The sequence below is a fragment of the Stenotrophomonas sp. SKA14 genome (genome assembly GCF_000158575.1).
GTDB lineage: Bacteria > Pseudomonadota > Gammaproteobacteria > Xanthomonadales > Xanthomonadaceae > Stenotrophomonas > Stenotrophomonas forensis.
This window is the reverse complement of record NZ_DS999412.1, coordinates 1,863,217-1,873,680: the sequence shown is the minus strand read 5'-3', so window position 1 is coordinate 1,873,680 and position 10,464 is coordinate 1,863,217. Positions and strand designations below refer to the sequence as shown.

The 10,464-nt window shown below is 69.1% G+C and carries 8 protein-coding genes; 4 read left to right on the top strand and 4 right to left on the bottom strand.

What is annotated here, in order from left to right:
* The first annotated feature begins 35 nt into the window (after positions 1-35).
* The 3 genes from tilS to SSKA14_RS08465 are packed head-to-tail and all read left to right on the top strand — an operon-like array spanning position 36 to position 2,487.
* The gene (gene tilS, locus SSKA14_RS08475; protein WP_008265518.1) at positions 36-1,322 is read left to right on the top strand and encodes a tRNA lysidine(34) synthetase TilS; all 1,287 of its coding nucleotides are present in this window, start codon (positions 36-38) and stop codon (positions 1,320-1,322) included.
* Positions 1,323-1,358: 36 nt separating this feature from the next.
* Positions 1,359-1,619 carry an exodeoxyribonuclease VII small subunit gene (locus SSKA14_RS08470; protein WP_005410522.1) on the top strand — a complete coding sequence of 87 codons (261 nt, stop codon included), beginning with the start codon at positions 1,359-1,361 and terminating at the stop codon, positions 1,617-1,619.
* On the top strand, positions 1,609-2,487 hold the full coding sequence (locus SSKA14_RS08465; protein ID WP_008264747.1) for a farnesyl diphosphate synthase: 879 nt from the start codon (positions 1,609-1,611) through the stop codon (positions 2,485-2,487). Before SSKA14_RS08470 ends, SSKA14_RS08465 begins: the two co-directional genes overlap by 11 nt.
* Positions 2,488-2,579: 92 nt before the next feature.
* Here the strand turns inward: SSKA14_RS08465 and SSKA14_RS08460 are convergent, their stop codons facing one another.
* Positions 2,580-2,951, bottom strand: coding sequence for a DUF4870 domain-containing protein (locus SSKA14_RS08460; protein ID WP_040007321.1), 372 nt, complete (start codon positions 2,949-2,951; stop codon positions 2,580-2,582).
* 87 nt (positions 2,952-3,038) lie between these two features.
* Entirely contained in the window at positions 3,039-4,406 is a 1,368-nt protein-coding gene (pmbA, locus tag SSKA14_RS08455; RefSeq protein WP_008268230.1) for a metalloprotease PmbA, read from the bottom strand.
* A 68-nt stretch (positions 4,407-4,474) separates the two neighbouring features.
* Between pmbA and yjgA the strand changes: the two genes are divergently transcribed.
* Positions 4,475-5,062 carry a ribosome biogenesis factor YjgA gene (gene yjgA, locus SSKA14_RS08450; RefSeq protein ID WP_008267776.1) on the top strand — a complete coding sequence of 196 codons (588 nt, stop codon included), beginning with the start codon at positions 4,475-4,477 and terminating at the stop codon, positions 5,060-5,062.
* Between the two features lie 41 nt (positions 5,063-5,103).
* Here the strand turns inward: yjgA and tldD are convergent, their stop codons facing one another.
* Both tldD and SSKA14_RS08440 read right to left on the bottom strand, forming a co-directional pair.
* Positions 5,104-6,549 (bottom strand): metalloprotease TldD, encoded by a 1,446-nt coding sequence (gene tldD, locus SSKA14_RS08445; protein WP_008266054.1) that lies wholly within the window; start codon positions 6,547-6,549, stop codon positions 5,104-5,106.
* Positions 6,550-6,609: 60 nt separating this feature from the next.
* Positions 6,610-10,455, bottom strand: coding sequence for a YhdP family protein (locus SSKA14_RS08440; protein WP_008267698.1), 3,846 nt, complete (start codon positions 10,453-10,455; stop codon positions 6,610-6,612).
* Positions 10,456-10,464: the final 9 nt, after the last annotated feature.

Below are 10,464 nucleotides of genomic sequence, written 5' to 3'. Positions count from 1 at the left end.
CCTGCCAGGTAAACCCCACACCCTATACTTGCCCCGTGACTGCCTTCCCTGCCCTCGTTCCGCTGGATGCGCCGCTGCTGGTCGGCTACAGCGGTGGTGTCGACTCGACCGTGCTGCTGCACTGGCTGTGGCGTTGCGCACAGGCCTCCGGCACTCCGCTGCGTGCGGTGCACGTGCACCATGGCCTGCAGTCCGCGGCCGACGACTGGGTGCGGCACTGCCAGCAGCAGTGCACAACGTGGGACATAGAACTGGCCGTACACCATGTGCAGGTAGCGGTGGGCACAGGCCTGGGCATCGAAGGTGCTGCGCGACAGGCGCGGCGCGCGGCGTTCGCCGCGGAACTGCGCGATGGTGAAACACTGGTGCTGGCCCAACACCAGGATGACCAGGCCGAGACCTTCCTGCTGCGGGCCCTGCGCGGTTCCGGCGTCGATGGCCTTGCTGCGATGTCCGCACACAGCCGGCTTGGCAGGCACTCCCTGTGGCGACCACTGCTGCAGGTACCGCGCGATGTACTGCTCGACTACGCCCGGCAGCACACGCTGTACTGGGTCGAAGACCCCAGCAACGCCGACGACCACGCCGATCGCAACTTCCTGCGCCTGCAGGTGCTGCCGCTGCTGCGCCAACGCTGGCCACATGCGGCCGCGGCGCTGGCCGGCAGCGCTGCGCATTGCGCGCAGACCCGTGAACTGCTTGATGAAGAAGACGCCGAGCTGATCGCGCATCTGGAGGTGGCACCGCGCGTGCTGTCGCTGCAGCTGCTGCGGCAGATTTCACCCGGCCGCGCCGCACGCGTGCTGCGGGCCTGGGTGCTGGGCCATGGTGCGGCACCGTTGCCGGCCACGGTCCTGCAGCAGGCGCTGGCCGAACTGCTTCCAGCCGACAACGACCGCCAGGCGCGCGTGGGGTGGCACGATCATGCGATCCAGCAATGGCGCGACCACGCCTACCTGCTGCCTGCCCGGCTGCCCGTACTGCCTCGCGACTGGCAGGCCGAATGGGATGGACGCATGCCCCTGGCATTGCCCGATGGCGGCCAGCTGCGCCTGCAGGGCACTGCAGCCTTCGAACACGCGCTGCAGGTCCGCGCACGCATGGGCGGTGAGCGCATCCAGCTGCCCGGACGCCAGCATTCGCACGCGCTGAAGGACTGCCTGCAACGGGAACACCTCGCGCCCTGGCGACGCGCACAGCTGCCGCTGATCTTCGATGGCCCGCAGTTGCTGGCTGCCGCCGACGTGGTCATCGCCGCACCTTTGCAGGCCTGGTTGCGGGCCCATGGGGCGCAACTGCAGTGGCGCCCGGGCGGCTGGTGAATTGACCCCCGCGCGCGGCCCGTCCACACTTGCCGCATGGCCAAGAAGTCCCCCGAAAACGCCTCCCCGGTCGCCCAGTTCGAGCAATCGCTCGAATCGCTGGAGCAGCTGGTGGAGCAGATGGAAACCGGCGAGCTGAGCCTGGAAGCTTCGCTCAGTGCATACGAACGCGGCGTCGGCCTGTACCGCCAGTGCCAGCAGGCGCTGGAGCAGGCCGAACTGCGTGTACGCCTGCTCAGCGATCCGGCCCAGCCGGAAGCATCCGAGCCCTTCGATCCGCCCAGCCATGACGGCTGAAACGCTGTTCGCGCGCTGGCGCGATCGTATCGAAAGCGAGCTTGACGCTGCCCTGCCCTCGCCGGCCGAGGCGCCGCAGCGCCTGCACCAGGCCATGCGCTATTCGGTGCTGGGCGGCGGCAAGCGCATGCGCCCGCTGCTGGTGTACGCCAGCGGCCACCTGTTCGGCGCACAACTGGAGCACCTGGACGCCGCCGCGATGGCCGTCGAGCTGATCCATGCCTATTCACTGGTGCATGATGATCTGCCGGCGATGGACGATGACGACCTGCGCCGCGGAAAGCCGACCACGCATATCGCCTTCGACGAAGCCACGGCGATCCTCGCTGGCGATGCCCTGCAGGCCCGTGCCTTCGGCCTGCTGGCCGATGCGCCGCTGCCGGCCACATTGCGCGTGGCCTGCCTGCAGACGCTGGCCCACGCCTCCGGCGCCGCCGGCATGTGCGGCGGCCAGGCCCTGGACATCGATGCCACCGGCCAGCAGCAGACACTGGCGGCCCTCACCCGCATGCATGCCCTGAAGACCGGGGCGCTGATCCGCGCCGCGGTGCGCATGGGTGCGCTATGTGGCCAGGCCCACGAACCGCAGTTGGCCCAGCTCGACAGCTTCGCCGATGCACTGGGCCTGGCGTTCCAGGTACGCGATGACATCCTCGATGTCGAGGCCAGTTCCGAACAGCTGGGCAAGACCGCCGGCAAGGACCAGGCACAGGACAAGAGCACCTTCCCCGCCCTGCTTGGCATGGACGGTGCGAAGGCACAGCTGCACGAGCTGGCCGCACGCATGCAGTCCCTCCTGGCCGGCTACGGCGAAGAGGCCGATGCGCTGCGCGCGCTGGCGACGCTGGCGGTCGAACGCGATCATTGAGTGCTGCGCGCTCGCCGGGTACCGCCCGTCAGTCTCCGCACATGAAAACGCCCGGCAATGCCGGGCGTTTTCAGTTCCACATGTGGCCGATCTTACTTGACCAGGCGCAGCGCGAACGGGTAGCGGTAGGCTTCACCGTTGTTCGCCTTGACCGCGGCGATGATGCAGAACACCAGGTTCAGGATGCCGACGATCGGGGCCAGGATGCCGCCGATGATCACGATGGTCAGCACGATGCAGATCAGCATCGCGATGGTGATGGTGATCTGGAAGTTCAGCGCTTCCTTGGCCTGGTCGGTCACGAAGGCCTTGCTGGCGTCATCCTTGTTGATCAGCCAGATGATCAGCGGGCCGATGAACCAGGTGAAGATGCCCAGCAGGTGGGCAGCCAGCGCCATGGTGCGCTGGTCAGCCGGCGCGTTGGTGGTGGCCGGCGGCGGCGGGACGTTATCGAATTCGCTCACGACAAAACTCCTTTTCATTGGGTGGTCTTGACCAACCAGCACCCAGCTGGTCGCGTCAGGCGGGCATAGCTTACGCCATCAATGCCATCAATCATTACCGGCGATGGTCATCCGTCCCAGCAGGATCGAACCGGTGCGCACGTGCGAGCGCGGGTCGACGTCGCTGCCGACCGCCTCGATGCTGCTGAACATCTCGCGCAGGTTGCCGGCAATGGTGATGCCATCCACCGGGTACTGGATCTCGCCGTTCTCGACGCGGAAGCCACCGGCACCACGCGAGTAATCACCGGTCACCCCGTTCACGCCCTGCCCCATCAGCTCGGTCACCAGCAGGCCGTCGCCCATCTGGCGCGCGATCTCCTGCAGCGAGCCGGCGTTGGCGGCCAGCTGCAGGTTGTGCACGCCACCGGCATTGGCAGTGGTCTGCAGGCCCAGCTTGCGCGCCGAATAGCTGCCCAACACGTAGCGCTGCAGCACGCCATCGCGGACCAGCGCTGAAGCGCGGGTGGCGACGCCGTCACCGTCGAAGGCGGCCGAGCGCAGGCCACGGCGCAGGTGCGGCAGTTCCTCGATCTGCATCCACTCCGGGAACAGCCGCTGGCCGACGCTGTCCAGCAGGAAGCTGGCCTGGCGGTACAGGGCGCCACCGGACACCGCTGACAGCAGGTGGCCGACCAGGCTGCGGGCCACCTCCGGGGCGAACAGCACCGGCATGCTGCCGGTGGCCATTGAGCGTGGCCGCAGGCGGGCGACGGTGCGCTCGGCGGCCTGTCGGCCGACCTGGCCCACATCCTCCAGGTCCTCGCGGGCCAGCGCGCTGGTGTACCAGCCGTCGCGCTGCATGCCATCGCCCAGGCCGGCGATCAGCGCACAGCCGACCGAATGGTGGGTGCCGCGCTCGCGGCCGATGAACCCATGCGAATTGGCGTACACCGACAGGCTCTGCATGCTCGACACCGAGGCCCCGTCGGAATTGCGGATCTCGGCATTGGCTTCGCGGCCAGCGTTTTCACAGGCCAGGGCCAGGTCCACCGCCTCGTCGGCCTGCAGCGCCCACGGGTGCCAGCCGTCCAGGTCCGGGAAGTCGGTGGCCATCAGCGCGGCCTCAGCCAGGCCGGCAGCCGGGTCGTCCTCGGTGTGCCGGGCGATCGCGCAGGCCTGCTCGACCGTGGCCGCCAGGCTGGCCTCGTTCAGGTCGCCGGTGCTGGCGCTGCCCTTGCGCTTGCCGAAATAGACCGTCACCGCGATGCCGCGGTCACGGGTGGACTGCACGGTCTCGACCTCGCCGAGGCGGACATTGACCTCCAGGCCCCGGTCCTCGCTGCAGCTGACCTCGGCCTGGCTGGCGCCCAGCGCGCGGGCGCGGTCGAGCAGCTGCTGGGAAAGGTCGGCCAGCCGTTCCAGGCGGGCCGGGCTGTCGTCGCCGACGGCGACTTCAGGGGCGATCACGTTCAATGCTTTATCCTGTACAGGTTGGGCCCGGCATCACGCCGGGCGACTTTTTTTGAGATCAGGTAGGGACGATGCGCGGACGCGACGAAGAAACCGGTGAATTCCACGACAAGAGCCGCAGCCAGAACCGGCGCGACGCGCTCGATGTCCTGGCCCTGGGCGAGAAGCTGGTGTCGCTGACCCCGGCCCAGCTGGCGCGCCTGCCGATCCCGGAAGACCTGCTGCCGCACATCGCCGAGTGCAAGCGGATCACCGCGCACATCGCCCACAAGCGCCAGCTGGCGTTCCTGGCCAAGCACATGCGCCGCGAAGAGGACGCCACGCTTGACGCCATCCGCGATGCGCTGGACGCGAACAGCGAAACCGGCCGCCGCGAAGTGGCGATGATGCACCGCGCGGAAGACTGGCGCGACCGCCTGCTGGCCGAAGGCGACACAGCGCTGGCCGCACTGCTCAACGATTACCCGCAGGCCGACCGCCAGCAGCTGCGCACGCTGGTGCGCAATGCCCAGGCCGAGAAAGCCAAGAACAAGCCGCCGCGCGCCTACCGCGAGATCTTCCAGGTGCTGCGCGGCCTGATGCTGCCGGCGGCGCTGGGCCTCAAGGCCGCGGCCGATGAGGCCGACGACGTCGAGACCGGCGAAGCCGACGAGGACTGAGTCCTCGCCGGTCCGGGCGCTGGCGTTGGCCATCGCCCGGCTCAGGCCTGGGTACCGCCGACGGTGATGCCCTCGATCAACAGCGAAGGCTGGCCGACCCCCACGGGCACACTCTGCCCGTCCTTGCCGCAGATGCCCACGCCCTCGTCCAGGGCCAGGTCGTTGCCGACCATGCGCACCTTCTGCATGGTTTCCGGGCCATTGCCGATCAGGGTCGCGCCCTTCACCGGTGTGGTGATCCGGCCGTCCTCGATCAGGTAGGCCTCGGTGGCCGAGAACACGTACTTGCCACTGGTGATGTCGACCTGGCCGCCGCCGAAGTTGACCGCGTACAGGCCCTTCTTCACCGAGCGGATCATTTCCTGCGGGTCATGCTGGCCGGCACGCATGTAGGTGTTGGTCATGCGCGGCATGGTCAAGTGCGCGAACGATTCGCGGCGCCCGTTGCCGGTCGGTGCCACGCCCATCAGGCGGGCATTGAGGCTGTCCTGCATGTAGCCGACCAGGATGCCGTCCTCGATCAGCGTGGTGCACTGGCTCGGGTGGCCTTCGTCGTCGATGTTCAACGACCCGCGGCGGCCCTCCAGCGTGCCATCGTCGACGATGGTCACGCCCGGCGCTGCAACGCGTTCACCGATGCGACCGGCATAGACGCTGGTGCCCTTGCGGTTGAAGTCGCCTTCCAGGCCGTGGCCGACCGCCTCATGCAGCAGCACCCCCGGCCAGCCCGGGCCGAGCACCACCGGCATCACGCCGGCCGGCGCCGGTACCGCTTCGAGGTTCACCAGCGCCTGGCGCAGCGCCTCGCGCGCAAACGCTTCAGGCCGGCCGTCGGCGAACAGTTCCTCATAGCCATAGCGGCCACCACCGCCGGCATAGCCGGACTCGCGGCGGCCATTGTGCTCAACGATCACCTGCACGTTCAGGCGCACCAGCGGGCGCACGTCGGCGCCCAGCACGCCGTCGCTGCGGGCGATCAGCACGGTATCCACGCCACCGGACAGGCTGACCATCACCTGCTTCACGCGCGGGTCCGCGGCACGCAGATAGCCGTCCAGGCGCTTGAGCACTTCGACCTTGGCCTCGTTGCCGATACCGTCGATCGGGTCCAGCGCCGGGTACAGCGCACGCGCATTGCCCCGCAGCAGCGAGCGCCCGGACTGCGCGCCGCCTTCGCGCGAGATCGCGCGCGCCGACTGCGCCGCTACCCGCAGCGCATCGGCATGGATGTCATCGGAGTAGGCGAAGCCGGTCTTCTCGCCGGAAATCGCCCGCACACCCACGCCCTGCTCGATGGAATGGGCACCGTCCTTGACGATGCCGTCTTCCACGCTCCAGCTCTCGCGGCGGGCGTGCTGGAAGTAGAGGTCACCAAAGTCGACACCGGGCCCGAGCAGCTGGCCGAAGGTGCGCTCCAGGCCAGCGGTATCCAGGCCGCCGGGGCGCAGCAGGCGGTCTTGGGCAAGCGTCAGGGCGATATCAGTCATGGCTCTCGATCTGGGGATGCGGGGGCGCCGAGGCAAGCCCCGTGAACAGGAAAGCCACGCTCAGCGCGAGCGTGGCAGGTCGGTGACGGTCGGCGGAATGCCGGGGGCCGGAGCGGGCGGCGCCTTCTCGCGGCTGCGTTCGATCACTTCCACCTTCGGCTCCTTCCATGGGCCGGTCACCTTGTAGGTACGGGCGCCGATCTCGCCCAACGGTTTCGACAATACCGCATTGGTGGCCGCGCCGAGCGCCGCGCCCACCGGCCCACCGGCCACCGCACCGACCACGGTCAGCAGATTGCCGGCACGCGGGTTGACGTCGATGGTCTGGTCGAACTGCTGGTTGCGCAGGTCGGCCTGGCCGCGGATGGTGATGTTCGCTGCGGGGCCTTCGATCAGCACTTTGTCGGTACGGGCCATGCCCTGGCCGAACTGCACGCTGCCGTCGACCTGGTTGAACGCGAAGCCCTTGGAGAAGAAATCGCGGAAGTCGAACATCAGGCGCCGCGGCAGCTGGGTCACGCTGAGCAGGCCGAGCACACGACCGGCGCCGGGTTCCAGCTCCAGCAGCTGGCCATTGCGCGCGTGCAGATCGAGCCGGCCCTGCAGATGGGCCAGCTGGAAGTCCGAGGGACCGCCAGTCCACGAGGCCTGCAGCTGTGCCTGCCCGGAACCGCCACGCAGCTGGCCGCCGTAGTCGAGGTTCTGCATCAGGCCGCCCAGGTCTTCACTGCGTACCTGCGCGGTCAGTTCGGTACGGGCGCCACCGGTACGACCCAGCCAGCGGCCGTTGATGTCGATCTCCTGGTCCGGCGCGCGGAAGCGCAACTCGTCCACGTTCAGGCCATTGGCCAGCGGGCGCGTGCGCAGCACCGCCTGTCCCAGCACCACCTTGCCGAACTTCAGGTCGGCGATGTCCAACGCGAACGGCGGCAGCTTGGCCGGGTCCATGTCGTTGGCACCGGCCTGCACCCGCGCCGGCGCGGCGGGCGCGCCCGGGGCCGCCGGCAGCGACTGCCAGTACACCCGCTCAAGCTGGCCACTGATGGTGCCGCCCTCGGCATTGGGCACGGTCAGGCGACCTGCCAGCGAAGGTCCGTCCAGGCGCACGTCCAGCGCCTGCGCGCCCGGCTGCAGCTGCAGGCGGGTCTGTTCGAAAACGCCACCGATCAGCATCAGCTTGCCGACCTGCACATCCACCGCACGCAGTGGCATGCCGTCATCATCACCGCCTCCGCGCGCGAGGCTGATCCATTCCAGTGCATCCAGGGTCGCGCTGTGGCCGTTGACGGCCAGCCCGCTCGGCGGTGGCTCGCGATCCACATGATCGCTGCCCAGGGTCACCTGCACGCCGGTGCGGTTGTTGTGGCTTCGCGCAGCCAGCGCCAGGCGCTGGCCAAAGGCCACGTCGATGCGACCGGCCCCCATCGGCAGCTGTGCGGCCACCGTGGTCGCCAGCGGCTCGCCGGCCGGCTTGTCCAGCGGCGCCGGCAGGTCCAGGCGGGTGCCCACCAGATCCGAACTCAGCCGCAGTTCGCTGGGCGGCGCGGGCGCGCCCGGTGCAACCTTGGGCAGGTTGACCGCAATGGTCCACGGCGAGGTTCCTGCGATGTACGGCTTGAGCCATGCCATTTCCGGCGCGCGGTCGATCAGCACGCCCGCATCAAGGTTGGCCGACAGCAGCGATTCAAACGCCAGCTTGCTGTCGCGCACGTAGCTGCCGGCACGCAGGCTCAGGCGACCGTCCTGGCCAAGGTGACGCACCGCCAGTTCCTCGGCATCGAAACCACCATTGCCGTAGCGGGCCTGCCCATGCATGTTGTCGAAGGTCAGCTGGAAGCGCTTGTCGACCAGTTTCACCCCGTTGAGGTCGACCGTACCCTGCAGGTGGCCCTCGCCTTCATCCAGGTGCAGCGGCTGCAGCAGGTCGAAGGTCACATGCGCCGGTCCCGCAGCGGTGAGGTTGTCGAGCGTGTCGCCATAGTCCTTGTGCAAGGGACTCTGCCGCAGCATCGCCAGCAGCTTGCCGGCCTCGCTCTGGGCGTCGGCGCGCACGTACAGCGGCTGCTGGCCGAAATCCGGAATGCCCGCCTCGAACGTCTGCACCGCCACGCCGGCCAGGTCGCCGCGCCCATGCATGTCGAAGCCGGGGCCGATGAAGGCGATGTCGGCGTCGACCTGGCTCATCAGGGGCCAGTCGTGCTGGAAACGGATGTCGCCGTTGGTGATGTGGCCGGTGGCCTCGAAGCGGCCATCGTTGTTGTCGAACGGCCAGTCGTCCAGGTCACCGCTGACCAGGCCGACGCCGTTGCGCACCTGGCCACCGGCCAGTGCCATGTCGAGCCAGTCGGTGGCGCCCTTGCTCATCCTGGAATGGATCCAGAAGCGCTTGGCCGCGGTCATCGGCACGTCGTCCAGCTTGGCCGCCAGCTGCAGCCACGGCCGGGTGCCGTCGCCCTGGAACCAGACACCACCGCGCACGTCGGCAGCATAGTCGGTGCCTTCCACGCGCATCGCTGCAGTGCCGATGCGCCAGCCGCCCGCTTCGTCGCGCCAGCCCACCACCTGTCCCGCCAGGTGCAGGTCATGGCGCACGCCGAACCCGGTTGGCCAGTCAAACTGGAGCTGCTGCTGTGGCTGCAGCTGCAGGCTGAAACCATCGGCATCGCCCTCGAAGCGGCCGCCGAGGCCACGCAGGCCCGGCGAGTGGCCCACGCTGGCAAAGCCCAGCGATTTCAGTTCACCCTGCGCCCACAGCGGGCCATCACGCTGGCCGGACAGCTGCAGCTCACGTACATCCAGTTGCGGCCGGGACAGGAACAGCCAGTGGCGCAGGCCGGGGTCGAGGCGATCACTCAGCGCCAGCGCGCGCAGCGCGGTGCCGGCCTGCACCTCGCCGGAACTCACCCGCAGCTGCCTGCCGACCTGCAGCTGCAGGCCGTCGAGCTGTTGTTCGCCTTCTTCGGTCTTCAGGCGCAGGCGCGGCACCTGCAAGGCCCAGCCGTCGGCCTGGCGCTGCCAGCGCAGGCGTGCCTGCAGGCGCTGCAGCTGCAACTGCGGCACTGCCACGTCGGGCATCGGTGCGCCATCGATGCGTACCTCGCGCAGGTCCGAATCGGTGGTCAGCGCAACCGGGGCGAAATCGCGCAGGGTCAGCCACAGGTTCAGCTCTCCCTTGCCTTCGCGCAGGCGGGCGCCGCCGGCTGCCAGCAGCGGCGACCACGCATGGAAATCAACCGGATCGGCACCCAGCCAGGCCTGGCCGTTGCCGCGCACGCGGTCCACATCCAGCACCGCGGTCAGTGGCAGTGCGTCGGCCTGCGCCCAGGCGCGCACACCCACGCGCAGGCGGTCGCCATTGACGCGCAGGCGCAGGTCGATGCGCGGCAGCGTGGTATCGATGCCCAGATCCGGCGCGTGCACGCCCAGGCGGCCCTCGATCACCTGCAGTTCGCCCAGCCGGCGCAGCGCATCCAGCGGGTCACCGCCATTGGTTGACTGCGGCAGGCCCCGCACCGACCAGCGGCCGTCCTCGCCCTGCTGCAGGTCCAGCGCCAGGCCACGCAGGCGCAACTCGGTCAGCGAACGGCCCGGCAGCAGCCCGCTGTACATCGACACCAGCACTTCAGCCTCGCCGATCGCCAGGCCCTGGCCGGCGCCGATGCGCAGGCCCTTCAGCTGCAGCAACGGGCCACGACGGGTCCACGCGGTCTGCAGCTGGTCGAAACGCACCGGCTGCCCGGCGCGCTCACTCAGCCAGGCAGCAATCCTGTCGGGATGGCGCTCGGCCAGCGGCAGCAGCTGGCTGATGCTGCCCACCAGCAAGGCAAGCCCGACCAGGCCCACCGCACACGCGGCAATGAAATGACGGCGGATCCTTCGCAGTCGCAGGCGCGGCGGCGCGCTCATCGGCCGCCG

What these genes read in the sequence shown, in the direction of transcription:
- SSKA14_RS08470 (WP_005410522.1), top strand. Translation starts at nt 1,359, where the DNA reads ATGGCCAAGAAGTCCCCCGAAAACGCCTCCCCGGTCGCCCAGTTCGAG.
- SSKA14_RS08465 (WP_008264747.1), top strand. Translation starts at nt 1,609, where the DNA reads ATGACGGCTGAAACGCTGTTCGCGCGCTGGCGCGATCGTATCGAAAGC.
- yjgA (WP_008267776.1), top strand. Translation starts at nt 4,475, where the DNA reads ATGCGCGGACGCGACGAAGAAACCGGTGAATTCCACGACAAGAGCCGC.
- tldD (WP_008266054.1), bottom strand. Translation starts at nt 6,549, where the DNA reads ATGACTGATATCGCCCTGACGCTTGCCCAAGACCGCCTGCTGCGCCCC.
- SSKA14_RS08440 (WP_008267698.1), bottom strand. Translation starts at nt 10,455, where the DNA reads ATGAGCGCGCCGCCGCGCCTGCGACTGCGAAGGATCCGCCGTCATTTC.